Genomic DNA, 23,661 nt, shown 5'->3' with positions numbered 1-23,661 from the left:
CCTGTAGCGTGCGCCGCAACATGGACGGGGGCGGAAAGGCGCGGGAGTGATGCTGGCGCACAGCAGTGACTATGAACGCCGGCGCCGGGCGTTCCACTGGGATATCCCGAGCCGCTACAACATGGCGGTCCACGCCTGCGACGCGGTCGCCGCCCGCGCGCCGGATCGGCCCGCCGTGTTCCTGCCGGCGGGCGACGGGTTCCGCCCGGTGTCCTATGCGGCCCTGGCGGCGCTGTCCAACCGCCTCGCCCATGCCTTGCTGGCGCATGGCGTTGCGCCCGGCGACCGGGTGGGGATCCTCCTGCCCCAGTCGCTGGAAGTCCTCGTCACCCATCTCGCGGTGTACAAGATGGGCGCCATCGCGGTGCCGCTGGCTGGCGCCTTCGGCGTCGACGCCATCGCCTACCGCCTCGCCGATTCCGGCGCGAAGGCGCTGGTGACCGACGATGCGGGTCTTGCCAAGCCCGCGGCGCGACCGGAGGCGCTGGCCCTCGTCGTCGGCGTGGACGGCGCGCGGGGCGGGGCCGAGGGCGCCGTCCTCGCCTTCTCCGACCTGCTCGACGCCGCCTCCGACCGGCCCCTCGACATCGCTTCCGGGCCGGACGATCCGGCGCTGATGATCTATACCTCCGGCACCACCGGTCAGCCCAAGGGCGCGCTGCACGGCCACCGGGTGCTGTTGCCGCACGTCAGCGGCGTCACCTTCACCCACGAGGGCATCGGCCAGGCCGGCGACCGCATGTGGACGCCGTCCGACTGGGCCTGGGCCGGCGGACTGCTCAACACCGTGTTGCCGGCGCTGGCCCTCGGCGTGCCGGTGGTGGCGCAGCCGCGCGGCAAGTTCGATCCCGAGGCCGCCTTCGCGCTTCTCGCCCGCGCCGAGGTGCGCAACGTGTTCATCCCGCCCACCGCGCTCAAGATGATGCGCACGGTGCAGAACCCGGGCGCGCGCTTCGGCTTCCGCCTGCGCACGGTGGGCTCGGCCGGCGAGGCGCTGGGGGCGGAGACCTTCGAATGGGGGCGCGAAGCGCTCGGCGTGCCGGTGAACGAGTTCTACGGCCAGACCGAATGCAACTACGTGATCGGCTCCAGCGCCGCCCTCGGCGTCGCCAAGGCCGGCGCCACCGGCAAGGCGGTGCCCGGCCACGAGGTGGCGGTGCTGGGCGAGGACGGCGAGGTCCTGCCCCCCGGCCGCATGGGCCAGATCGCCGTGCGCACACCCGACCCGGTGATGTTCCTCAGATACTGGAACCGGCCCGAGGCCACCGCCGACAAGGTGAAGGACGGCTGGCTCATCACCGGCGACCTCGCGCGCATGGACGAGGAGGGCTATTTCCATTTCCTCGGCCGCGACGACGACGTGATCACCTCGGCCGGTTACCGCATCGGCCCGGCGGAGATCGAGGACGTGCTCATCCGCCACCCGGCGGTGGCCATCGCCGCCGCCGTGGGCAAGAAGGATCCGTTGCGCACCGAGATCGTGAAGGCCGTGATCGTGCCCATGCCGGGCGTGGTGCCGACCCCGGAGCTGGAGGCCGACATCCGCGACTTCGTGCGCACGCGCCTTGCGGCCTACGAATATCCCCGCGAGATCGTGTTCGTGAACGAGCTGCCGCTGACCACCACCGGCAAGGTCATCCGCCGGCTGCTGCGGGAGTGAGCCGCGGCCGGCTCGCCCCTCGCCTCCTCGCCCTTCGCCTCAGTGCGCGGCGCGGGGGATGATGGCGCCCCGGTGCATGATGACCTCCGCCGCGAGGCGGTGGCCAGCCTGCGCCGCGTCCTGTGGCGAGGCGCCCGCGAGCCGGGCCGCCAGATAGCCCGCATTGAAGCTGTCGCCGGCCCCGGTGGTGTCCAGCGGCGCGACCGCGCGCTCCACCGGCACCTCCACCGTGCGCCCGTCCGCATGGACGAGGGCGCCCGCCACGCCGTTCTTCACCACCACCTCCGACACGCCGTAGGTGGTGATGCGCTCGATGGTGGCGGCGGGCGAGGCATCGCCCCACAGGGCCACCTCGTCCTCGAAGGTGGGCAGGGCCATGGACGAGCGCTTCATCGCCTCGGCGAACACCGTGCGCGCCCGGTTGAGGTCGCCGCCCCAGCCGCGGGGGCGGAAATTGCCGTCGAACACCCGCCAAGTCCCGGCAACTGCGGCGCCGGGACCCTCCCCCTCGCGCGCGTTGCCGGCCATCTCCAGCGCCGCCAGGAAGCGGCCGAGGCCTTGGTTGGAATAGAGCGACAGAGTGATGCCGGAGAAATAGACGACGCCCGCGCCCACCAGCGCCGCCGCCACGTCCTGCCAGCCCTCCGCCTCGAACAGGCTGCGGGCGGGGGAGGTGTCGCGCCAGTAATGGAAGCTGCGCTCGCCGGCATCGTCCGTGGTGATGAGATAGAGCCCCGGCACCCGGCCCCTGGCACGCTGCACGAGGCTCATGTCCACCCCCTCGGCGGTGCCGAGGGCCAGGATATCGCCGGAGAACGCGTCGTCGCCCAGGGCGGTGGCATAGGCCACGTCCACGCCGGCGCGGGCCAGATAGACCGCGGTGTTGAACGTGTCGCCGCCGAAGGCGAGGCCGAAGCGCCCATCGGAGCCGCGGGCCAGCTCCACCATCACTTCGCCCACGCAGACCACCTTGGACACGACGCGCCTCCGCCCGTTCTGCCAGGCGCCCGCCTTCGGAGCGCCGTCGCCTGGCCGGTTTAGAGCATTTTTGCCCCCGGTTGAATCACCCGGGGCCCGGCTTTCACTGGAGGCTGGGGGGAACCACCCGGACATAAGTGCCCCCGCGTGCCCAGGGGCCGCCGCTCAGCTCCGGAAGCACCGTCATGGGCGAGCCGTAGCGGGCGCGCAGCTCCCGGGCCCGGCGGGTGTTGGCCTCGATGAGGCACAAGGAGCGCTGCTCGAAATTGCCGATGCCGCGTGGCCCCTCGAACGGGGCGACGCTCTGGCAGTCGAAATTGCGGTAGAGCAGGAAGCGCGACTGCGCCTCGTCCAGCAGGCTGCGCCACCGCGTGCGCTGCACCGCCGGCAGGTCGCTGCGGGCGTCGATGACGACGAGGGCATTCGCCAACTCGGCCTCTAGCTCCTGCTCGGAGGTGCGGGTGAAGTCGAAGAGGCAGCGATTGTATTCCCGCGTCGAGCGGCGGTCGCGCGGGCAGGCCGGGTTGCCGGCCCAGCGCTCCGGGGGCCTCGGCGCGGGCCCGGATTTCGTCCCGCCGGACGGCGGTGCCGGGAACGGGGCGGTCGCCGCCGGCTGCATCCCCGCTTCCGGGAGATCGATGGCGGCGGTCACCGCGGCAGGCGGGGGTGGTTCGGCGGCGGGTTCGCGGAGAGGCGTTTCGGGCGGGAGCGTTTCGCGGGCCGTGGTGTCGCCGGGCGGCACGGTGTCCCGGCGGGGCAGGTGAATCAGGGCGAGGGCCGGGCCGAGGGCGAGGGCGAGCAAAGCGAGGCCGGGGCCCCACCGCCGCACGCCACCGCCGCGGCCCGCCACCGCTCAGGCGACCTTGCGGTTCGCCGCGAGGAAATCATCCATGCGCGTGAGCGCCTGCACGATGTTCTCCCGCGAGGTGGCATAGGACAGGCGCAGGTAGCCCTCGCCATGGAGGCCGAAGTCCGGCCCGCCGATCACCGCGACGCCCGCCTCTTCCAGCAGGGCGGAGGCGAGCGTCTTGGCGGAGGCCCAGCCGGTGCCGGTGATGTTGGGGAAGGCGTAGAAGGCGCCCTTGGGCGTGGCGCAGGTCACGCCCGGCAGCCGGTTCAGCCCCTCCACCACCATGCGGCGGCGGGCGTCAAACTCGGCGGTCATGGCGGCAACCGAGTCCTGCGGACCCTCCAGCGCCGCGATGCCGGCATATTGGGTGGCGGCGTTGACGCAGGACCAGCAGTTCACTGCGAGCTTGCGCACCTGGTTGTAGAGCACCTTCGGCCAGATGGAGTAGCCGAGCCGCCAGCCGGTCATGGCGTAGGTCTTGGACCAGCCGTTGAGCAGGATCAGCCGGTCGCGGATCTCGGGATAGGCGAGCAGCGTGCGGTGTTCTTCCCCGTCGAACAGGAACTGGTCGTAGATCTCGTCCGACATGAGGGCGACATGGGGGAAGTCGGCGAGGCCCTTCACCAGCTTGTCGATCTCGGCGGCCGGCGTGACCCCGCCGGTGGGGTTGGCGGGGGAGTTGATGATGATGAGCCGGGTACGCTCGGTGATGAGGGCGAGCGTCTCCTCGGCCGAGAAGGCGAAGCCGTTCTGCTCGCGGATCGGCACCGGCACCGGCGTGGCGCCGGTGTGCTCGATCATGGAGCGGTAGATGGGAAAGCCCGGGTCCGGGTAGAGGATCTCGGCGCCCGGTTCGCCGAACAGGCGGATAGCAGCATACATGGTGACCTTGCCGCCCGGCATGATCATCACCAGGTCCGGGTCCACCTCCGCGCCATGGCGGCGGTGGAGGTCGGCGGCCACCGCCTCGCGCAGGGGCAGGATGCCGACGGAGGGCGTATAGCCGTGCTGCCCGTCGCGCAGCGCCTTCACCGCGGCCTCGACCACATGGTCGGGCGTGCGGAAGTCCGGCTGGCCGATGCCGAGATTGAGGATGGAGCGTCCCTCGCCCGCCAGCGCCGTCGCCCGGGCGAGCACGGCGAACGCGTTCTCCTCGCCGATGCGGTCGAAGGCGGAAACCGTGGTGAGCATGGCGAAACGCTCCTTGGGGCGGCACTCGAATGTGGCCGCGGCGTCTGGCGCGCCGCTTTTCGGGGGACGGACTGGATAGCACCGATGACGGGGGGAGGGGAGAGGGGGGAGAGGAGAGGAGAGGGGGGGACGACGCGTCGCTCTTGCGGTGAGCGCGTGCGGCCGTGTTAAGCAGGCCGCCCTCTGCCCTCTCGCGCGAGTCCCGCCATGACGTCGTTCCAGGAGATCGAGATCGCCATCGTCGGCGGTGGCATCGTCGGCCTTTCGGTCGCGCGCACGCTCCAGCGGCTGGGTATCAGCGTGATCTGCTTCGAGGCCGCGACCGCCGGCAGCGGCCAGTCGGCGGGCGGCTCGCGCATCATGCGCGCGGCCTATAGCGACCCGGCCATGCTGTGGCTGGCGCAGAAGGCCCGCAAGGGGTGGGATCAATGGGAAGCCGAGGCGGGGCTCGATTTCATCGACCGCACCGGCTCCTTCCTCATCGTCGAGAACGCCGAGGCGGAGCGGGCCCGGCTCGAAGGCCTGAAGCTCAAGGTGCGCTTTGTCAGCGAGGAGGAGCAGCGCGTGCTGCTGCCGGTGCGCGAGCCCTGGCGGGCCCCGGTGATCCTGGAGGAAGAGGCCGGGACTATCCGCGCGCAAGCGAGCATCGCGTGGCTCAAGTCGAGCCTCGGGGCGGCGCTCCTGGAGCACACGCCCGTGCTCGGCCTCAGCCAGCGCGCGCGCCATGTGCTCGTCGCCACCCGCACGGCCATCTTCCGGGCCCGGCGGGTGCTGGTGGTGGCGGGCATGCAGACCCCGGTGCTCGGCCGGGCCATGGGCGTGAGCGTGCCGCAGGTGTACAGCGTCCACCAGCGCCTGCTCTTCCCGCTGAAGCCCGGCTATCGCGACCGGCCCATGGTGTCATTCCGTGACAAGGGCGATCATCGCCATGGGGTGCTGTACACCTACGGCCTTCCGGCGCTGCACGACGACCTGTTCGCGGTGGGCCTGGAGCCCAGCGACACCGACCGCACCGGCGGCGGCGATCCCGACATGGTGGTGGAGCACACGCTGGCGCTGGTGGAGGAACTGCTGCCGGGGCTGGAGACGGGCGGCTTCCGCATCGAATCCTGCGTCTCCACCTCGCTGGAGCATCCGCAGGACGGCGCCCCGTGGGAATCCGAGCGGCTTGAGGTGGTGCGGCGCGGGGCGGTGGACTTCTTCGCCGGCGGCCATCTCTTCAAGTTCGCCCCCGCATTGGGCGAAATGCTCGCCGGCATGGTGCTCGGCGGGGATGTCCCGGCCATGTTCCAGCCGGAGTGAGGCGGCCTGATCGCGACCGGCCCATGCCCTGGCCCATGCCCTGACCCATGCCTTTTTCGTCGGGGGCCCGGGCATTTGGCGGTTCCCACAATCGCGAAAAAATGCTCCGTTTTCCTGCATCGGCGCGCCGTCTGCCCATGCCGCCCGACAACGACAATGGCCGCCCGCCACGGGGCTCGGGCGGCGAACTGAGGAACGCCATGCAGATCCCCCACAATCCCTTCAAGCGTGCCCTTCATGACGGCCGGCAGCAGATCGGCTTCTGGTGCGCCATTCCTTCCAACTACGTCTCCGAGATCCTGGCCGGCGCCGGGTTCGACTGGATCGTGCTCGATACCGAGCATTCCCCCAACGAGCTGCCCAACGTGCACGCCCAGCTCCAGTCCATGGTCGGCGGCACGGCGCAGCCGGTGGTGCGGGTGCCGTGGAACGATTCCGTGACGCTGAAGCGCTTCCTCGACATCGGAACGCAGAGCTTCCTCATCCCCATGGTGCAGACGGCCGAGGAGGCGAAGGCCGCGGTGGCGGCCACGCGCTATCCGCCCCACGGCATCCGCGGCTACGCGGTGGCGGCCCGCGCCACCCGCTTCGGCCGCATCCCGGATTATTTCGAGCGCTATGCCGACGAGATGTGCGTGCTGGTGCAGGTGGAGACCATAGAGGCGCTGGAGCGGGTCGAGGAGATCGCCGCGGTGCCGGGGGTCGACGGCGTCTTCATCGGTCCCGGAGACCTGTCCGCCTCCATGGGCTTCCTGCACCAGCCGGCGCATCCGAAGGTGGTGGAGGTCATCGAGAAGGGGCTCGGGCGCATCGCGGCGGCCGGCAACCGGGGCGGCGTGCTGGTGAGCGACCCGGCGCTGGCGCAGCGCTACATGGCGGCCGGCTCGGTCTTCACCGCCGTGGGGGTGGACGCCGCCCTCTTCGCCCGCACGGTCGACGGGGTGGTCAAGCGCTACAAGGGATAGCCGGGGGTCCGGGAGGAAGGCGCGGGTCAGCGCGCCTTCTTCTTGATGCGCACCAGCTTGAAGAAGCCCACCGGGAAGACCGGAGAGATCTCGATGACCTCCATGTCGGGATACTTCGCCGCCCAGTTCTTCAGCCGGCTGGCCTTGAAGGCGATGCTCCAGCCCACCTTCTTCACCAGCGGGGCCAGCGCCGCCTCGATGTGCATGGCGGGGCCTTCGTCCGCCCCGAGCTTGGAGGCGACGATGATCTCGCCGCCCGGCTTTAGCACCCGGTACATCTCGTCGAGCGCGCCTTCCGGGTCCGGCACCAGCGTGATCACGAACGGAACAGTGACGGCGTTGAAGCTCTCGTCAGGGAAGCCGAGGTTGCAGGCGTCCATGGCGGCGAGCAGGCCCACCTGGGACAGGCCGCGCTCCACCTTCTTCTCCACCGCCTTCTGCAGCATGTGGAAGGACAGATCGATGCCGGTCACCTGCGCGCCACGGGGGTAGTAGGGCAGGACGAGGCCCGTGCCCACGCCCACTTCCAGGATCTTCGGCCCGCAGGCGGCGGCGGCGTTCGCCGCCTTGCGCTGGGCGTCGGCGAGCAGCTTCACATAGACCTTGTCGTAGATGGGCGCCCACTTGGCGTAGACGCGCTTCTGCCCTTCGAGATCGTACTGAACCGCCATCGTCGGTCTCTCCCAGCCCCAGCCGCCCCTCAGGCGACCTCGGCGATGCTCTTGGCCACCCGCTCCGCCTTCACGATCGTGCCGCCGCCATAGAGGCGGGCGGCGGCTCCGGCGCCATCGTAGAGCACGCAGGCCTGCCCCGGCGCAACGCCTTCCTCGCCGACCGCCAGATAGACGGCCGGTGTGCCATCGGCGCCACGGCCGAGCCGGGCAGGCACCGGCGGGCGCGTCGAGCGCACCTTCACGAACACCTCCGCCTCCCGCGCCACGGCCTCCTCGAACGGCATGTCGCCGAGCCAGTTCACGTCGGCCATATGGATGGCGCGCACCGCCAGAGCCTCGCGCGGGCCGACCCGCACTTCCCGCCGCGCCGCGTCGATGGCGATCACGTAGAGCGGTTCGGGCGTGGCGATGCCGAGGCCCTTCCGCTGTCCGATGGTGTAGTGCATGACGCCGCGATGGCGGCCGAGCACGCGGCCGTCGAGATGCACGATGTCGCCCGGCTCGGCGGCTTCGGGGCGCAGACGCTCCACCACTTCCGCATAGTCGCCGCCGGGCACGAAGCAGATGTCCTGGCTGTCCGGCTTGTCCGCCACCGGCAGGCCGAATTCGGCGGCGAGCGCCCGCACGTCCGCCTTGCGCATCTCGCCGAGGGGGAAGCGCAGGCGGTCGAGCTGCGCGGCGGTGGTGGCATAAAGGAAATAGGACTGGTCGCGCGCCTCCTCCGCCGCCCGGAAGAGGCCGCGCCGGCCATCGGGCAGCGCTCGGCTGGCCACATAATGGCCGGTGGCCAGGTAGCGGGCGCCGAGCTCCTCGGCTGTGGCGAGGAGGTCGCGGAACTTGACCGTGCGGTTGCAGTCCACGCAGGGGATCGGCGTGACGCCCGCGGCGTAGCTCGCGGCGAAGCGGTCGATCACCTCCTCCTGGAAGCGGCTTTCATAATCCAGCACGTAATGGGGGATGCCCAGGGTGCGGGCCACCTCGCTGGCGTCGTAGATGTCCTGCCCGGCACAGCAGGCGCCGCGCCGGTGGGCCGCCTCGCCATGGTCGTAGAGCTGGAGCGTCACGCCCACCACGTCATAGCCGGCGCGCGCCAGGAGGCCCGCCACCACGGAGGAATCCACCCCGCCCGACATGGCCACCACCACGCGGATGGAGGCGGGGTCGCCCGGCATGTCGAAGGGAGGAGCCGCTGGGATCATGTTGGTTCTTCGTTCCGCCGCGTGGCGCGGGCGCGGCCTCAATATAGGTGCGTGCGCCCGGGACGCAATTCGTTCCCGTTCTCAGGCCAGGTTTCCGGGCCAGGTTTCCGGGCCAGGTTTCCGGGCGAGGTTCTCGGGCCCCGTTCTCTGGGCCGCGTCCTCTTGGTCCTGCATCACGGCAAAATCGGGGTCGGTCGCGCCGCCGGGGCAGGCTGCACGCAGCTCCCCTCTCGTGGGACCGACGGATGCGGGGGGTGCGAGGCGCGCCGACGCTCCTATGCGCGCGCGGCGCGGCGGGCGGGCTCCTCGTCCTCCGCCGGGCCCTCGAACACCGCGATCAGCGCCCGCCTTATGGTGGACTGGCGGGCGGCGCCGGTGATCTTCGCGCCCATCAGGTCGGTGACGTAGAACACGTCCACCGCCCGCTCGCCGAAGGTGGCCACATGCGCCGAGGCGATGTTGAGGTTGAGCCGCGACAGGGTGTTGGTGAGGGCGAACAGCAGGCCCGGCCGGTCGAGGCCGGACACCTCCACCACCGTGTGCCGGTTGGACCAGGAATTGTTCACCGTCACCTCGGGCTCCACGGTGAAGGTGCGGCGGCCCTTGGGCAGCTTGCGGGCCATCACCTCCGGCAGCCGGACCTCGCCGGTCAGCGCCTGCTCCACCGCCTCCTGGATGCGGCCGGCGCGGCGCAGTTCGTCGTCGTCCCGGTCGAAGGCGCGGCGGATGGCGATGGTGTCGAGGGCAAGGCCGTCGGTGGTGGTGGAGATGTGGGCGTCCACGATGTTCGCCCCCGCCGCCGCGCACGCCCCGGCGATGATCGACAGCAGCTTGGGATGGTCGGGCGCGAGCACGGTGAGGGTGGTGATGCCGCGCCCCGGCTCCAGCGCCGCATGGGTGGCGATGGAGCGACCGGCCTGCTCGGTGGCATCGACGAAGCGGGCGTGGCGCAGCTTGGTGTCGAGGTCCACCCGCAGCCAGTAGGGCGGGTAGTGCCGCGCCACGTAGGTGGCCACCTTCTCGTCGGTCCAGTCGGAAAGCGCGTGGCGGAACTGGCCCTGGGCGGCGGTGACGCGCTTGCCCCGGTCCACTTCCGAGAAGCCGCCGGTGAGGACCGGCTCGGTCTCATAATAAAGCGTGCGCAGCAGCTGGGCCTTCCAGCCGTTCCACGTGCCCGGCCCCACCGCCTTGATATCGGCGGTGGTGATGATGGTGAGCAGCTTCATGCGCTCGAGGTTCTGCACCACCGAGGCGAAGTTCTCGATGGTCTTGCGGTCGGACAGGTCGCGGGACTGGGCCACCTGCGACATGACGAGGTGCTGCTCCACCAGCCAGGCCACCGTCTCGGTCTCCACCGGCGAGAGGCCGAAGCGCGGGCACAGGCGCCGGGCGATGCGGGCGCCGGCCACCGAGTGGTCCTCGGGGCGGCCCTTGGCGATGTCGTGCAGGAGCAGGGCCACATAGAGCAGGTTGCGGTTCTTCACCGTGCCCATGAGGTCGTTGGCGAGGCCGTTCTCCGGATTGACCTTGCGCTCGATCTCCGAGAGCACGCCGATGCAGCGCAAGAGGTGCTCGTCCACCGTATAGTGGTGGTACATGTTGAATTGCATCATGGCCACGACCTTGCCGAACTCCGGCAGGAAGCGGCCGAGCACGCCGGCCTCGTTCATGCGCCGCAGGACCGTCTCAGGCGCGTTCTTCGAGGTGACGATCTCCAGGAACAGGCGGTTCGCCTCGGCATTCTCGCGCACGGCGGCGTCGATCAGCGGCAGCGAGCGGGCGGCCAGCTGCATGGCATCGGGATGGAGCGCGAGGTTGCGCTTGTCCGCCACGTGGAAGATGCGGATGAGGTTGACCGGGTCGCGCCGGAACGCGTCCTCGTCCGCCACGTTCAGGCGGTCATGGTCGAGGATGAAGTCCGTCGTTTCCTTCAGCGTGATGCGGCGCGAGCCGGCACGGAAGCGCTCCACCATGCCCTTGAGGCCGGGAACCGGCTTCTCGTGGCGCTCCTCCAGCGCGGCGGAGAGGATGGCGGTAAGGTCGCCCACATCCTTCGCCACGAGGAAATAGTGCTTCATGAAGCGTTCCACGTCCTTCTGGCCGGGATGCTCCGTGTAGCCGAGGCGCTGGGCCATATCCCGCTGCACGTCGAAGGACAGGCGGTCCTCGGGGCGGCCGGTGAGGAAGTGGAGATGGCAGCGCACCGACCAGAGGAAGTCCTCGCAGCGGGTGAAGAGGCGCGCCTCCTCGCGGGTGAAGACCGCCTTCGCCACCAGCTGGCTGGTGGTCTGCACCCGGTAGACGTACTTGGCGATCCAGAACAGGGTGTGCAGGTCGCGCAGCCCGCCCTTGCCGTCCTTCACATTGGGTTCGACCAGGTAGCGCGACTGGCCGGAGCGGCGCAGGCGCTCTTCCCGCTCCGCCATCTTGGCGGCGACGAACTCGGCCCCGGTGCCTTCCACTACTTCCTTGTCGAAGCGCTTCTCCAGGTCCTCGAACAGGGCTTTCTCGCCCACCAGGTAGCGCGCCTCGAGGATGGAGGTGCGGATGGTGAAGTCCGCCCGCGCCTGGCGCAGGCACTCCTCCACCGAGCGCGTGGCGTGGCCCACCTTCAGCCCGAGATCCCACAGGATATAAAGCATGGCCTCGGCCACGCTCTCGCCCCAGGCGGTCTGCTTGTAGGGCAAGAGGAACAGGATGTCCGTGTCGGACCCTGGCGCCATCATGCCCCGGCCGTATCCGCCCACCGCGGCGACGGCCATGCGCTCCGAGCGGGAGGGGTTGTCCACCGGATAGAGGAAGGTGGCCGCCACCTCATGGGCCGAGGTGATGACCGCGTCCTGCAGGGCGGACAGGCGCATGGCGCAGCAGCGCCCGCAGCCGTCCTCCTTCAACAGGCGCTCAGCTTCGGCGTGGCCCTCCTGGAGGGCCTTCTTGAGGCGGAGCACGACCGCGTTGCGCAGGTCGATGTCACGTCCCTTGTGGGCGGCGCCGATCTCTCGGATCTCCGCCTTGAGCATCAAGCCTTCGAAGGGTTCGCCGATGACGCGGTGGGCTCTGGGGGTACGGATGGTGGACATGCTCGGCGATCTGCAAGGCCCGCGAGGAAAAGGCAGTCTTCCCCTTTACCGCAATCATCCGCTGGCCGCGAGCGGCGTGTTGCGGCTGCGCTCATCAAAGCGCCCATCTTCGGAGGGAGGATGCGTACCTGACGCAAGGAGATGCATCATGCGAGGATGGACGAGGGGGAGGGTGCCGGCGGTCCTCGTCATGGCCGGGTTGACTGTCGCCGGCTTGACTGTCGCCGGCTTGGCCGTGGGCACGCAGGCCGCGCAGGCGCAGACAGCGGCCCAGACCCGGCAGTCACCGGCCCAGACCCGGCCGAGCGCGCGCCCGACGCCGAAGCCCACCCAGCCCGCCCGCACGTCGCCGACCACGCGGTCCCGGTCCACGTCCCCGCTGCGTCCGGACCCGACGCCGGATCCGCGGCCGAACCCCTACCCGAAGCCGCAGCCGACGCGGCCGACGACGCAGGCCCCCCGCATGGCCCCGCCGCCCGACGACCCGTCGCCGGTGGTGCTCCAGCCGTCCCAGCGTGCGTGGGGGCCCGGCGGGCCAGTGGCGGCCGGCGCGGCCCTCGGCTCACTGCAGCCGGGACTTGCCACCTCCGTGGCGGGTCCGGCTCCGGCCAACGGCATGTGCTGGTATTACAAGACCCCTGACCGCCGGGTCGGCTTCTGGGACAAGTGCACGCCGTAGCGGCGGCACGCCGTGGGATCGCTGGCGTCCCGGCTTGACCCCCGCCGGGGCCGGCTTTGCGGGCCTTCCTTAACCGCTCCTTATGGCCGCCGACCTTACCTTTCGCCATCGCGGCCGCCGGGAAGGCGTCTGCGGCACGCGCTGCGCTTCCGCCCCAATTCCATGGTGGAAGGGGCGGGAATCGATCGATTGGTGAGCGACGGGTCTTGCGGATGGTGGCACGCGGACGAGGCGAGGGCATGAGGCGGGAACCGGTGCTGGAGCGCCAGGAATCCCTGTTCGACATCCGCCTCGATGCGCGCGACCGCTCGGGTGGCGCCCCGCCTCCGGCGGACCCGCCGCGCCGCGTCCGCGCCGCGAAGAAGGCCGAGCCACCGCCGGAGCCGCCGGCGCCCCGCCGCGGCCGCGCCGAGCCGCCCGCCCGCCCGCGGCGCAGGCGGCGGGGGCCGTTCCTGTTCCGCCTCGTCAAATGGGGCTTCATCCTCGGCCTGTGGGGCGTCCTGGCCCTCGCCGGCGTCATCGCCTACGAGGCGTCGAAGCTGCCGCCCATGCAGACGCTGATGATCCCCAAGCGTCCGCCCACCGTCACCGTGCTGGCCGCCGACGGCAAGGCGCTGGCGACGCGCGGCGACATGGGCGGTGTCGCGGTGCCCATCCGCGAGCTGCCGCCCTATCTGCCGAAGGCGTTCGTCGCCATCGAGGACCAGCGCTTCTACAGTCATTTCGGCCTCGATCCGGAGGGCCTGGCGCGGGCGCTGGTCACCAATCTCACCTCGCGGCGCCTGCGGCAGGGCGGCTCGACGCTGACCCAGCAGCTGGCCAAGAACCTGTTCCTCACCCAGGAGCGCACCGCCTCGCGCAAGGTGCAGGAGCTGGTGCTGGCCCTGTGGCTGGAGCACAAGTTCACCAAGGACGAGATCCTCGACCTCTATCTCAACCGCGTCTATTTCGGCGCCGGCGCCTACGGGGTGGAGGCGGCGGCCCAGCGCTATTTCGGCAAATCGGCCCGGCAGGTGAGCCTCGCCGAGGCGGCCATGCTCGCCGGGCTGGTCAATTCCCCCTCCCGCCTTGCCCCCACGCGCAACCTCAGGGGGGCGCAGCAGCGCGCCGCTTTGGTCCTCTCCGCCATGCGCCAGCAGGCGATGATCTCGCAGGACATGGCCGGCGCCGCCCTCGCCCGTCCGGCGCAGCTGTCGCGCGCCGGCATGCCGGATTCGTCCGGCTACGTGGCCGATTGGGTGATGGACCAGATGGATTCCTTCGTCGGCGAACTGCCCGGCGACGTCACTGTGCGCACCACGGTGGAGCCCGCCCTGCAGCAGGCGGCCGAGCGCGCGCTCGAGGACACCCTGGCGAAATCCGGCGCCAAGTACGGCGTCGGGCAGGGCGCGCTGGTGATGCTCGACACGGACGGCGCGGTGAAGGCGCTCATCGGCGGCCGCTCCTATGCGGACAGCCAGTACAACCGGGCGGTCACGGCGCGGCGCCAGCCGGGCTCCGCCTTCAAGCCCTTCATCTACCTGACTGCGCTGGAGCACGGCCTGACCCCGGACACCGTGCGCGAGGACGCGCCGGTCCAGCTCAAGGGCTGGCGGCCTGAGAATTCCACCCACGACTATCGCGGTCCGGTGACGCTGACCACCGCCCTCGCGCTCTCGCTCAACACCGTCTCGGTCCGCCTGACCCTGGAGGTCGGCCCCAAGGCGGTGGTGGCGACGGCGAAGCGCCTCGGCATCGCCTCGGCGCTCGATCCCAACCCCTCCATCGCCCTCGGCACGTCCGAGGTGTCGGTGCTGGAGCTGGCATCCGCTTATACCCCCTTCGCCAATGGCGGCATCGGCGTGGTGCCCCATGTGATCGACACGGTGAAGTCGGCGGACGGCAAGACCCTCTACCAGCGCGCCGGCGCCGGGCCCGGCCGCGTCATGGATCCCGCCTATGCGGCCATGATGAACCAGATGATGACCCAGACCCTCGCCATCGGCACCGCCCGCCGCGCCGACCTGCCGGGCTGGCAGGCGGCGGGCAAGACGGGCACCTCGCAGGATTATCGCGACGCCTGGTTCGTCGGCTACACGGCGCGCTACGTGACGGCGGTGTGGCTCGGCAACGACGATTCCTCGCCCACCAAGAAGGCATCCGGCGCCAACCTGCCGGTGGAGATCTGGAGCCGGGTGATGAAGACGGCGCACCAGAATGTGCCGGTCGCCGAATTGCCCGGAGGCCTGCGCACGGCCGGTTTCGGCGGCATCGGCTATGGCCAGCCGGGTGGCAGCTTCCTGCCGCCCGAGAGCGTGCCGGACGACCGGCCGCCGGCCGTGGTGGGGGAAGCGCCCGCGCCCCGGCAGGAGGAGCCCATGACCCTCGACCGCTGGTTCGTGCAGACCTTCCTGGGAGGCGGCCAGCGGCGATGAAGGGGATCTGCCGTCGCACCGAACGGCTCAGCCCGGCTGACCCTTGCCGGGCCGCGCGCCTTGCGTCGGTGGCCCGGCTCTAGGATAAGGCTGGGATGACCAGCCCCGTTTCCGACGTCGCGCCCGACGCTCCCGATCCCTTCCTCGAAACCGGCCGGCTGCTGTTCGCCGGCGATTGGCAGTTCGTCACGGCGGCGCCCACCATCGAGGTGCTGCCGCCCATGCAGGGGATGGAGATCGCCCTGGCCGGCCGCTCCAACGTCGGCAAGTCCTCGCTGGTCAATGCGCTGACCGGCCGCAAGGCGCTGGCGCGCACCTCGGTGACCCCCGGTCGGACGCAGGAGCTCATCTTCTTTCGGGTCGGCCCCGAACTGTCCCTCGTCGACATGCCGGGCTACGGCTTCGCCAAGGCGCCGAAGGAGAAGGTGGACGCCTGGACGCGGACCATCAAGGCGTATCTGCGGGGCCGGGTGAATCTGGCGCGGGTGTTCGTGCTCATCGATTCCCGCCATGGCATCAAGCCGGTGGACGAGGAGATCCTGGACCTGCTCGACAAGGCCGCGGTCTCCTACGCCATCATCCTCACCAAGATCGATCAGGTGAAGCCGACCGCCCTGCCGGGCGTGATCGCCGGGGTCGAGGACAAGATCCGCCGCAGGCCCGCGGCCTATCCGGTGGTCTATCCCACATCAAGCGAGAGCGGGGCCGGCTTTCCCGAGCTTCGGGCCGCGGTGGCGCGGCTCCTGGCCGAGCAGGGCTGAAGCGGCCGGTCGTCACGAAGCTCCCGATGGGCCGGGGGCGGAGGGGCCATTGCGCCGGGGTGGGGAAAGCGGCCCGGGGCGCCGGCGGAACGGCTTGCGGGTGCATGACGCCGCGCCGAATTCAGGGCGTTTCCGTCAGCCGTCGGGGCGCGGCAATGCCCGCGCCAAGGGGGCGGCGACGCTTGATCGGCGGTGTTAGAATAGTCCGTCGGCGGCCCGCCGTCTCAGGCGGACGTGTCGGCGAGCGAAAACAGGCGCGCGCGATTTCGGCGCGCCTGATCTCAGCGCCGGTCGCTTTCTTCCTGGAGGAGGGCCTCGGTGGCGGCGATGGCGCCTTCGAGGTCGGAAAGCTTGCGCAGCGTGCCATCGGAAGGAAGAGTGGTGCTCTTCGCTGCGGTCAGGAGCAGGTCACGCTGAGCCGACTTGAGACGTTCGAGAAGGCTCGAAAGGTCGGCCTCTGCCTGTTGCGCCATTTTATTATTCAACTCCACAAATGCAGAAAACAGGCGCAGCCTGCGAGCCACGCCCGTTTGCTTGTTCAGCGCCTGCCGCCCGAAATCACGGGCGACAGGCGGAAGAATTCAGTCGGCGAGTTCGATGCCGCGGGCTTCGGGGCCCTTGGGACCCTGACCCACCTGCACCACCACGCGCTGGCCCTCGGCCAGATCGGTGAGGCCGGACCGGGAGATGACGGTGACATGCACGAACACGTCCTTGCCGCCGCCTTCCACCGCGATGAAGCCGAAACCCTTGTCGGGGTTGTACCACTTCACCGTGCCGACGCGCTCCTCGGTGGGGCCGGTCGCCGCACGCGGGCCGGCGCCCGCGGAACGGGGCGCGCCGCCGCCGAAGCCACCGCCGCCAGCACCGGCGCCGAAGCTGGTGCGGCGCGGGGGAGCGGCTTCCGCCGTGGAGGTATCGACCTCAAGCACTTCGGTGACCTGACGGCCTTTCTGGCCCTGGCCGACACGCACCGAAAGCTTGGATCCGGGAGGCACGCTCTCCTGGCCGGCGGCTTCGAGGGCGCGGGCATGGAGGAAGACGTCGCCCGAGCCATCGGCGAGCTCGACGAAGCCGAAGCCCTTCTCGGGGTTGAACCACTTCACCGTGGCGTCGATGGGCGGGCCCGACGGCATGGGGGCACTGAAGCTGCTGCTCGGCGATGAAAACGGACGGTCCCCTCCGAAGCCGCGGTCACGCGGCGGCGCAAAGTCGTCGTCAAAGCCACGGCGGCGCGGCTCTCGGAAGTCTCGGTTACGGCTCATGTGTATTTCCGTTGAGGTCAGTCGCCAATTTTGGCTTAGGGCCATCCACCACTGCCAGATGAAGATGCGTTCTTCGTGCCAATTTAAGATGCACGCACAGGGCGTCTTGAGTTCCGCCTTCGCACAACGCTCGATCCAGCCACCCGCGTCTCGCCTCGTAGCCTAATGGACAAGGTCGGAATTTCGTGCCCATGCGCATGGGCCCACGCCTCCAACCAGCAAACAGACTATCACATCTGCTTGGCTTTGGTACATGAATGTTGAATGACCGGAGCGGGCCGTGCACCGCCGCCGTGGCCGGGGACAAGTGCCTACCGCTGCGGCGAAAAGGCTCAGTTGCACCGCCGCGCCGGTGCGCCGCGGCATATCGGAAGAACTCCAATTTTTATTTCGCCGGTATCCATCTATTCATGTCGGCATGCAACGCGTGGGGGCCCGGAAGCGCCCCGCCCTTGAGGAAGCCGCGATGACCCACCCTGACGAGCGCACCCGCCATCATGCGGCAGCGGACGCGCCGCCCTTCGAGGGGTCACCCCTCGACCTGCCGCCGTCGCAGGAGGCGCTGGCGCTGATGGAGGCGCGCCGTTCCCTGCCGCTGCGGGCCCTCGTGGCGCCAGGCCCCACCGTCGACGAGCTCCGACCGCATGTTGGCCATCGCCACCCGGGTGCCCGATCACGGCCGCCTCGTGCCGTGGCGCTTCATCGTTCTGGAAGGCGAGGGCAGGGCGGTGGCCGGGGATCGGCTCGACGCCCTGTATGCCACCCAAAATCCCGGCCTGGCGCCGGACAAGGCGCATATGTGGCGCGACTATCTGCTGCGCGCGCCGGTGACCGTGGTGGCGGTGAGCCGGCCGGATCCGGCGGCGAAGGTGCCGGTGTTCAACCAGGTGCTGTCGGCGGGGGCGGCCTGCATGAACCTCGTGCTGGCGGCCACCGCCCTCGGCTATTCCGCGCTGTGGCTGCTGAAATGGCCGGGCCGGGATCCCGATGCGGCGGCGCTGCTCGGCGTGGCGCCGCACGAGACGGTAGCCGGCTTCCTCCACATCGGACGCCCGGCGGCGCGGGCGCCGGACCGCCCGCGGCCGCGCCTCGACGAGGTGGTGACGCGCTTTAAGCCCTGAACGCTCCGCCGATCTCGAAGCGGGGTCAGTGCGTCAGCTGCATTTCCACGCGATAGGCGCGACGGAAGTAGATCGCCGAGACATACAGCGCGGCGAGGCCGAACAGCGCCATGAGGGCATATTCGCCGATGTCGCCGAGGTTGGCGAGGCCGGCGAGCGCCCAACCGGCGGCGACGGCGGTGGCGAAGGCTTCGGTGGCGATGAGGGCCGTCGCGCTCAAGACCGTCAGCGCATGGCGCCCCTTGCCCCTCGTCCCGGCACCCTTCGCCCCCGTCTTGTCCGAACCCGCCATCTTTCGTCTCCCGCACGGCGTCAGGAACAGCCTGCCGTCCGCCCCAGCGCGCTTTTGCGTTCCAGTGAAACGCAAGACGCGCTAGATGATTGGTTTAACGCATTTTCTTCACGCGAACCGCAACCCGCTTCGCTCGAAAACGCCCGATATGGGCGGCGAAACTGCGACGGGCGCGGCCCGGGGTCAAGTGCGACCCCCTCGGCCGTGGCCCGCACCGCGACCCTTGCCCGCCGGACCGAGGACGATCATGCAGCCAGCCCACGCCTTCGAAAGCACCCATGCGACGCGCGGTGTCGTCGCCGCCCCGCACCAGCTCGCGGCGGAGGTCGGGCGCGATGTGCTTGCGGAAGGCGGAAACGCCATCGAGGCCATGGTGGCCGCCGCGGCCGCCATCGCGGTGGTCTATCCGCACATGAACCATCTGGGTGGCGACGGCTTCTGGCTCATTCGCGAACCGACGGGGCGGGTGCGCTACATCGAGGCCTGCGGCTTCGCCGGCGCCCATGCGAGCATCTCCCATTACCGCGACATGGGCCTGGAGGCGGTGCCCACGCGCGGCCCCCTGGCCGCCTTGACGGTACCGGGAGCGGTGGGCGGCTGGCGCCTCGCCCTCGAGGCCGCCCAGGCGCTGGGGGGGCACATGAGCCTGCCGCGCCTGCTCGAGCCCGCCGTCCGCTTCGCCCGCGAGGGGGTTGCGGTTTCCGCCTCGCAGGCCAGGCTTACCGCGGAGAAGAAGGCAGAGCTGGAGCATGTGCCGGGCTTCGCCGCCGCCTTCCTGCCGGGCGGCGCGGTGCCGGCGGTGGGGGCGCTCCAGCGCCAGGCGCGCCTTGGCGACACCCTCGACCACCTGGCCCGCGCCGGCCTCGGCGATTTCTATCGCGGCGACGTGGGGCGCGAAATGGCCGCCGATCTCGATGGCATCGGCAGCCCGGTCACCCGGACCGACTTCGAGACCTACCAGCCGGTGGCGCGGGCGCCTTTGGCGGTGAAGCTGCCTCGGGCGCAGCTGTTCAATGCGCCGCCGCCGACCCAAGGCCTCGCCTCGCTGCTCATCCTCGCGCAGTTCGCGCGGCTCGGGGTCACCGAAGCCGAGGGTTTTGCGCATGTGCACGGCCTGGTGGAGGCGACGAAGCGCGCCTTCATGGTGCGCGACCGCGTGGTGTGCGACTTCGACCACCTGACGGAGGACCCCGGCGCCCTGCTTGCGCCGGCCGCCGTCGACACGCTCGCCTCCGGCATCGACATGCGCCGGGCGCTGCCGTGGCCGCAGGGCCGGGGGGGGGCGACACGGTTTGGCTCGGCGCGGCCGATGCGTCCGGGGTCGTCGTCTCTTACATCCAGTCGATCTTCTTCGAGTTCGGCTCCGGCTGCGTGCTGGGCGGGACCGGGGTGCTGATGCAGAACCGCGGCGCCAGCTTTTCGCTGGATCCCAAGGCGCGGAACCCGCTGCGACCCGGCCGCAAGCCCTTCCACACCCTCAATCCCGCCATGGCGGTCTTTCCCGACGGGCGGGTCTTGGCCTACGGCACCATGGGCGGGGAGGGTCAGCCCCAGACCCAGGCGGCGGTCTTCAGCCGCTACGGCCTGTTCGGCGTGCCGCTGGCCGAGGCCATCGCCCGGCCCCGCTGGCTGCTGGGGCGGACCTGGGGGATGTGGAGACGCGTCTGCGGCTCGAGCCGCGGTTTCAGGAGGGCCTGGTGGAGCGTCTCTCGGCGGCAGGCCACGACCTGAGCGTCGTGCCCGACGCCTACAGCGACCTCATGGGCCATGCGGGCGGCGTGGTCCTGCATCCCCGCGGCCAGATCGAAGGGGCGCACGATCCCCGCTCGGACGGAGGCGCCGCTGGAGCGTAGATCCGGAGGGCGCGGCACCCGCGGCGGTGCACGCGCCCCACAACGAAACCGGCCGCTCTCCGGGGAAGAGAGCAGCCGGCGGCTTCGGCTTTTTCGCGGACCTTCGATACGGATTTGCCGCTCAGCTTGATTCACCCTGAGCGCATCCGGCTCCAAGGCTGCTTCGGACTTCAGCGCTGGTCGCGCCGCTCGTCCCGCTGATTGGTGCTCTTCTGGCCTCCCTGCTGCTGTTGGCCGCCTTTCTGGCCCGGCACCTGCGCCTGCTGTTGCGCCTTGCCCTGGCCGGACTGGCTCTTCTCATTCGGGTTCTGGGGATTGCGCTGGTCCTGGTCACGATTGGACATGATCGCTTCTCCACTTCAGCCCCGCTGACAACAACGCTCGCGCACGGCGAAGGGTTCCGGCGGCGCGGCCCTTCGCGTCGCCATTGCCGGCACAAACGAAAAGACCCGGCCGGAGCCGGGTCTTGTGCGTCGGGACGAAAAAGCGAGGGCTCAGGCGGCCTCGTCGGCCTCGAGGTCGGCGTCGAGGTCGGCCTCTTCGGCGACCTTGGCGGCGCCGCGGCGCGGCCCCTTGAGCAGGTTCTGCTCGATGAGCTTCACCGCCTCGGTCTCGGTGATGTTCTGCACCGCCGAAAGCTCGCGCGCCATGCGATCGAGAGCCGCCTCGTAGAGCTGGCGCTCGGAATAGGACTGCTCGGGCTGGGCATCGGAGCGGTAGAGGTCGCGCACCACCTCGGAGATGGAGACGAGGTCACCGGAATTGATCTTCGCTTCGTATTCCTGCGCGCGACGGCTCCACATGGTCCGCTTGATGCGGGCGCGGCCCTGCAGGGTCTCGAGCGACTTTTCGACGATATTGGTCTCGGAAAGCTTGCGCATGCCGACGCTGGCGATCTTCGGCACGGGGACCCGCAGCGTCATCTTGTCCTTTTCAAAGGAGATCACGAACAGTTCGAGCTTGAAACCGGCGACTTCCTGCTCCTCGATGGCCGTGATGCGGCCTACGCCGTGGGAAGGGTAAACAATGTGCTCGCCCGTCTTGAAACCGAGACGGGCTTGCGTGTTCTTCTTTGCCGACATGCTCTTGACACTCCTGATCCGGCCCGGGGGCCGAACCTGTTGGTGCGCCGGCCGGCCGGTCCGGTCACCGGGACGACACGCACCCTCAGCTGCGGACTTGGGTCGCGGCCGGAACGCCCGACAACCCGCTCTGCCAGTCGATGGCGATGATCAACCGCTCGCGCCACGCCGTAGAAGCCGGCTGGCACGCGAATTCCCGCCCCTGTGTTCCCGAGAATGCGCCCGAATACATGCACGACCATATTGCAGGCGCGATGCGGCTGGAGATGGAAGCAATCGACTGTAAAGTTACGTATATCACAATTTTTGTCGGAATCAAAGCGCGCCGTGTCGCGGACCTTACCTTGCCGCTCCGCTCCGGCATCTTGACGGTCCTTGCCCCGCCGGGATCGGCGAAGGATGGTCGGTGTCATATAAGCATTTCTTTATATCCTTATTGCGAGGAGGTGGATCCTCGTGCTACAGGGGCCGGCAGATTTCGCGTCCACCGGCGCGGCTCATTCCAAGCGGAGCGATCCATGAGCAACGATTATGTGGTGAAGGACATCAACCTTGCCGACTGGGGCCGCAAGGAACTGGACATCGCCGAGATCGAGATGCCCGGCCTCATGGCCACCCGCGCCGAATACGGCCCGTCCCAGCCGCTCAAGGGCGCCCGCATCGCCGGCTCGCTGCACATGACCATCCAGACCGGCGTGCTCATCGAGACCCTCAAGGCGCTCGGGGCCGACGTGCGCTGGGCCTCCTGCAACATCTACTCGACCCAGGACCATGCCGCGGCCGCCATCGCCGCCGCCGGTACCCCGGTATTTGCCGTGAAGGGCGAGACGCTGGAAGAGTATTGGGAATACACCCACCGCATCTTCGAGTGGGCCGATGGCGGCACGCCGAACATGATCCTCGACGACGGCGGTGACGCCACGCTCCTGGTCCATCTCGGCAAGCGCGCCGAGGAAGGTGACACCGCCTTCCTCGACGGCGCCACCAACGAGGAGGAGGAAGTCCTCTTCGCCGCCATCAAGCGCCGCCTCAAGCACAAGCCCGGCTGGTACTCGCTCCTCGCCAAGACCATCCAGGGCGTGACCGAGGAAACCACCACGGGCGTGCATCGCCTCTATGAGATGCACAAGAAGGGCACGCTGCTGTGGCCTGCCATCAACGTCAACGACAGCGTCACCAAGTCGAAGTTCGACAACCTGTACGGCTGTCGTGAGTCCCTGGTTGACGGCATCCGCCGCGGCACCGACGTGATGATGGCCGGCAAGGTCGCCATGGTCGCGGGCTTCGGCGACGTGGGCAAGGGTTCCGCCGCTTCGCTGCGCAACGCCGGCTGCCGGGTGATGGTGTCGGAAGTCGATCCCATCTGCGCCCTGCAGGCGGCCATGGAAGGCTATGAAGTGACCACGATGGATGACGCCGCGTCCCGCGCCGACATCTTCGTGACCGCCACCGGCAATCTCGACGTGATCACGGTTGAGCACATGCGGGCCATGAAGGACCGCGCCATCGTCTGCAACATCGGCCACTTCGACAGCGAGATCCAGGTGGCCGGGCTGAAGAACTTCAAGTGGCACAATGTGAAGCCGCAGGTGGACGAGGTGGAGTTCTCCGACGGCAAGCGCATCATCCTGCTCTCCGAAGGCCGCTTGGTGAACCTCGGCAATGCCACCGGCCACCCGAGCTTCGTGATGAGCGCCTCCTTCACCAACCAGACGCTGGCGCAGATCGAGCTGTTCACCAAGCCCGGCCAGTACGACAAGCAGGTCTACACGCTGCCGAAGCACCTCGACGAGAAGGTGGCTTCGCTCCATCTCGACAAGATCGGCGTGAAGCTGACCAAGCTCACCGACCAGCAGTCGGCCTATATCGGCGTGCCGCAGCAGGGCCCCTTCAAGCCCGAGCACTACCGCTACTGACGGCTCCCGGCCGTGGCCGGCGGCCACGGCGCCGCTCATGCTCCGGAACGCCGGCCTTCGGGCCGGCGTTCTGCGTTCATGCCGGTGCGTGCACCCTCGTTCCCGGAGTTCCGGGGCGGATTCCCCGCTTCCAAGGGCTTTACCGCAGCGCATTGTGTTCCCCCGCGATCGGAGCTAGGTGTTGAACGCACCCGCTTCGGGCGGGCGGAGCCGGGCGGTTCCGGATGCGGCCCAGCGCGACAGTCGCGGGGCCCATCCTCGGGCCGGGGTCTGCCCGTATCCCGCCGGGGGGAAACGCGCGGGGGCTTGCCTTGAACGGTTTCGTGCGACGGACGCGAGGCGTGACACTGCGCGGCGCGGGGGCGGGACTGCCTCGGCG

The 23,661-nt window shown here is 69.7% G+C and carries 19 protein-coding genes and 1 pseudogene; 9 read left to right on the top strand and 11 right to left on the bottom strand.

Annotated elements, in window-relative coordinates:
• The first annotated feature begins 49 nt into the window (after positions 1-49).
• Positions 50-1,660 (top strand): AMP-binding protein, encoded by a 1,611-nt coding sequence (locus tag EZH22_RS06370; protein WP_203194884.1) that lies wholly within the window; start codon positions 50-52, stop codon positions 1,658-1,660.
• Positions 1,661-1,699: 39 nt separating this feature from the next.
• On the opposite strand, the gene EZH22_RS06365 is transcribed toward EZH22_RS06370, so the two are convergent.
• From EZH22_RS06365 to EZH22_RS06355, 3 genes are all read right to left on the bottom strand, one after another.
• Positions 1,700-2,638 (bottom strand): sugar kinase, encoded by a 939-nt coding sequence (locus EZH22_RS06365; RefSeq protein WP_231711340.1) that lies wholly within the window; start codon positions 2,636-2,638, stop codon positions 1,700-1,702.
• A gap of 103 nt (positions 2,639-2,741) precedes the next feature.
• The gene (locus EZH22_RS06360; RefSeq protein ID WP_203194882.1) at positions 2,742-3,467 is read right to left on the bottom strand and encodes a lysozyme inhibitor LprI family protein; all 726 of its coding nucleotides are present in this window, start codon (positions 3,465-3,467) and stop codon (positions 2,742-2,744) included.
• 24 nt (positions 3,468-3,491) lie between these two features.
• Positions 3,492-4,679, bottom strand: coding sequence for a pyridoxal phosphate-dependent aminotransferase (locus tag EZH22_RS06355; protein ID WP_203194881.1), 1,188 nt, complete (start codon positions 4,677-4,679; stop codon positions 3,492-3,494).
• A 207-nt stretch (positions 4,680-4,886) separates the two neighbouring features.
• Between EZH22_RS06355 and EZH22_RS06350 the strand changes: the two genes are divergently transcribed.
• Positions 4,887-5,981, top strand: a complete 1,095-nt coding sequence (locus EZH22_RS06350; RefSeq protein WP_203194880.1) for an NAD(P)/FAD-dependent oxidoreductase — start codon at positions 4,887-4,889, stop codon at positions 5,979-5,981.
• Positions 5,982-6,082: 101 nt separating this feature from the next.
• Complete coding sequence (locus EZH22_RS06345) at positions 6,083-6,946, top strand: aldolase/citrate lyase family protein (protein ID WP_333473692.1); 864 nt, start codon at positions 6,083-6,085, stop codon at positions 6,944-6,946.
• A 26-nt stretch (positions 6,947-6,972) separates the two neighbouring features.
• On the opposite strand, the gene EZH22_RS06340 is transcribed toward EZH22_RS06345, so the two are convergent.
• From EZH22_RS06340 to EZH22_RS06330, 3 genes are all read right to left on the bottom strand, one after another.
• The gene (locus tag EZH22_RS06340; protein WP_203194879.1) at positions 6,973-7,617 is read right to left on the bottom strand and encodes a class I SAM-dependent methyltransferase; all 645 of its coding nucleotides are present in this window, start codon (positions 7,615-7,617) and stop codon (positions 6,973-6,975) included.
• Positions 7,618-7,646: 29 nt separating this feature from the next.
• Positions 7,647-8,819: a tRNA 2-thiouridine(34) synthase MnmA gene (gene mnmA, locus EZH22_RS06335; protein WP_231711339.1), complete on the bottom strand. Its 1,173-nt coding sequence runs from the start codon at positions 8,817-8,819 to the stop codon at positions 7,647-7,649.
• 275 nt (positions 8,820-9,094) lie between these two features.
• The gene (locus tag EZH22_RS06330; protein WP_203194878.1) at positions 9,095-11,899 is read right to left on the bottom strand and encodes a [protein-PII] uridylyltransferase; all 2,805 of its coding nucleotides are present in this window, start codon (positions 11,897-11,899) and stop codon (positions 9,095-9,097) included.
• Between the two features lie 148 nt (positions 11,900-12,047).
• Between EZH22_RS06330 and EZH22_RS06325 the strand changes: the two genes are divergently transcribed.
• The 3 genes from EZH22_RS06325 (at position 12,048) to yihA (ending at position 15,753) form a co-directional block, all read left to right on the top strand.
• Positions 12,048-12,578, top strand: coding sequence for a hypothetical protein (locus EZH22_RS06325; protein WP_203194877.1), 531 nt, complete (start codon positions 12,048-12,050; stop codon positions 12,576-12,578).
• 239 nt (positions 12,579-12,817) lie between these two features.
• A complete protein-coding gene (locus EZH22_RS06320; RefSeq protein WP_408647674.1) occupies positions 12,818-14,992 on the top strand; it encodes a transglycosylase domain-containing protein in 2,175 nt (724 codons plus the stop codon).
• 95 nt (positions 14,993-15,087) lie between these two features.
• Positions 15,088-15,753: a ribosome biogenesis GTP-binding protein YihA/YsxC gene (gene yihA / locus EZH22_RS06315; protein ID WP_203194875.1), complete on the top strand. Its 666-nt coding sequence runs from the start codon at positions 15,088-15,090 to the stop codon at positions 15,751-15,753.
• A gap of 281 nt (positions 15,754-16,034) precedes the next feature.
• On the opposite strand, the gene EZH22_RS06310 is transcribed toward yihA, so the two are convergent.
• Complete coding sequence (locus tag EZH22_RS06310; protein ID WP_231711338.1) at positions 16,035-16,277, bottom strand: hypothetical protein; 243 nt, start codon at positions 16,275-16,277, stop codon at positions 16,035-16,037.
• 57 nt (positions 16,278-16,334) lie between these two features.
• The gene (locus EZH22_RS32350) at positions 16,335-17,018 is read right to left on the bottom strand and encodes a cold-shock protein (RefSeq protein ID WP_203194874.1); all 684 of its coding nucleotides are present in this window, start codon (positions 17,016-17,018) and stop codon (positions 16,335-16,337) included.
• Between the two features lie 644 nt (positions 17,019-17,662).
• On the opposite strand from EZH22_RS32350, the gene EZH22_RS06300 reads away from it, so the two are divergent.
• The gene (locus EZH22_RS06300; protein ID WP_231711337.1) at positions 17,663-18,139 is read left to right on the top strand and encodes a nitroreductase family protein; all 477 of its coding nucleotides are present in this window, start codon (positions 17,663-17,665) and stop codon (positions 18,137-18,139) included.
• A 25-nt stretch (positions 18,140-18,164) separates the two neighbouring features.
• Here the strand turns inward: EZH22_RS06300 and EZH22_RS06295 are convergent, their stop codons facing one another.
• Complete coding sequence (locus EZH22_RS06295) at positions 18,165-18,431, bottom strand: hypothetical protein (protein WP_203194873.1); 267 nt, start codon at positions 18,429-18,431, stop codon at positions 18,165-18,167.
• Between the two features lie 247 nt (positions 18,432-18,678).
• Between EZH22_RS06295 and EZH22_RS06290 the strand changes: the two are divergent.
• Positions 18,679-20,284, top strand: a pseudogene (locus tag EZH22_RS06290) (gamma-glutamyltransferase family protein).
• 170 nt (positions 20,285-20,454) lie between these two features.
• Here the strand turns inward: EZH22_RS06290 and EZH22_RS06285 are convergent.
• On the bottom strand, positions 20,455-20,628 hold the full coding sequence (locus tag EZH22_RS06285) for a hypothetical protein (protein WP_203194872.1): 174 nt from the start codon (positions 20,626-20,628) through the stop codon (positions 20,455-20,457).
• Positions 20,629-20,778: 150 nt separating this feature from the next.
• A complete protein-coding gene (locus tag EZH22_RS06280) occupies positions 20,779-21,366 on the bottom strand; it encodes a CarD family transcriptional regulator (RefSeq protein ID WP_203194871.1) in 588 nt (195 codons plus the stop codon).
• Between the two features lie 518 nt (positions 21,367-21,884).
• On the opposite strand from EZH22_RS06280, the gene ahcY reads away from it, so the two are divergent.
• On the top strand, positions 21,885-23,282 hold the full coding sequence (gene ahcY, locus EZH22_RS06275; RefSeq protein ID WP_203194870.1) for an adenosylhomocysteinase: 1,398 nt from the start codon (positions 21,885-21,887) through the stop codon (positions 23,280-23,282).
• The last annotated feature ends 379 nt before the right edge of the window (positions 23,283-23,661 follow it).

The sequence above is a fragment of the Xanthobacter dioxanivorans genome (genome assembly GCF_016807805.1).
GTDB lineage: Bacteria > Pseudomonadota > Alphaproteobacteria > Rhizobiales > Xanthobacteraceae > Xanthobacter > Xanthobacter dioxanivorans.
This window is presented reverse-complemented; position numbering and strand designations above follow the sequence as displayed.

Excerpts from the sequence above, each read along its gene's own strand:
- EZH22_RS32350 (WP_203194874.1), bottom strand. The coding sequence starts at position 17,018 with ATGAGCCGTAACCGAGACTTCCGAGAGCCGCGCCGCCGTGGCTTTGAC.
- ahcY (WP_203194870.1), top strand. The coding sequence starts at position 21,885 with ATGAGCAACGATTATGTGGTGAAGGACATCAACCTTGCCGACTGGGGC.
- EZH22_RS06330 (WP_203194878.1), bottom strand. The coding sequence starts at position 11,899 with ATGTCCACCATCCGTACCCCCAGAGCCCACCGCGTCATCGGCGAACCC.
- EZH22_RS06345 (WP_333473692.1), top strand. The coding sequence starts at position 6,083 with ATGCTCCGTTTTCCTGCATCGGCGCGCCGTCTGCCCATGCCGCCCGAC.
- EZH22_RS06320 (WP_408647674.1), top strand. The coding sequence starts at position 12,818 with ATGAGGCGGGAACCGGTGCTGGAGCGCCAGGAATCCCTGTTCGACATC.
- EZH22_RS06285 (WP_203194872.1), bottom strand. The coding sequence starts at position 20,628 with ATGTCCAATCGTGACCAGGACCAGCGCAATCCCCAGAACCCGAATGAG.
- EZH22_RS06370 (WP_203194884.1), top strand. The coding sequence starts at position 50 with ATGCTGGCGCACAGCAGTGACTATGAACGCCGGCGCCGGGCGTTCCAC.
- EZH22_RS06325 (WP_203194877.1), top strand. The coding sequence starts at position 12,048 with ATGCGAGGATGGACGAGGGGGAGGGTGCCGGCGGTCCTCGTCATGGCC.
- EZH22_RS06280 (WP_203194871.1), bottom strand. The coding sequence starts at position 21,366 with ATGTCGGCAAAGAAGAACACGCAAGCCCGTCTCGGTTTCAAGACGGGC.
- mnmA (WP_231711339.1), bottom strand. The coding sequence starts at position 8,819 with ATGATCCCAGCGGCTCCTCCCTTCGACATGCCGGGCGACCCCGCCTCC.
- EZH22_RS06295 (WP_203194873.1), bottom strand. The coding sequence starts at position 18,431 with ATGGCGGGTTCGGACAAGACGGGGGCGAAGGGTGCCGGGACGAGGGGC.
- EZH22_RS06355 (WP_203194881.1), bottom strand. The coding sequence starts at position 4,679 with ATGCTCACCACGGTTTCCGCCTTCGACCGCATCGGCGAGGAGAACGCG.
- EZH22_RS06340 (WP_203194879.1), bottom strand. The coding sequence starts at position 7,617 with ATGGCGGTTCAGTACGATCTCGAAGGGCAGAAGCGCGTCTACGCCAAG.
- yihA (WP_203194875.1), top strand. The coding sequence starts at position 15,088 with ATGACCAGCCCCGTTTCCGACGTCGCGCCCGACGCTCCCGATCCCTTC.
- EZH22_RS06350 (WP_203194880.1), top strand. The coding sequence starts at position 4,887 with ATGACGTCGTTCCAGGAGATCGAGATCGCCATCGTCGGCGGTGGCATC.
- EZH22_RS06300 (WP_231711337.1), top strand. The coding sequence starts at position 17,663 with ATGTTGGCCATCGCCACCCGGGTGCCCGATCACGGCCGCCTCGTGCCG.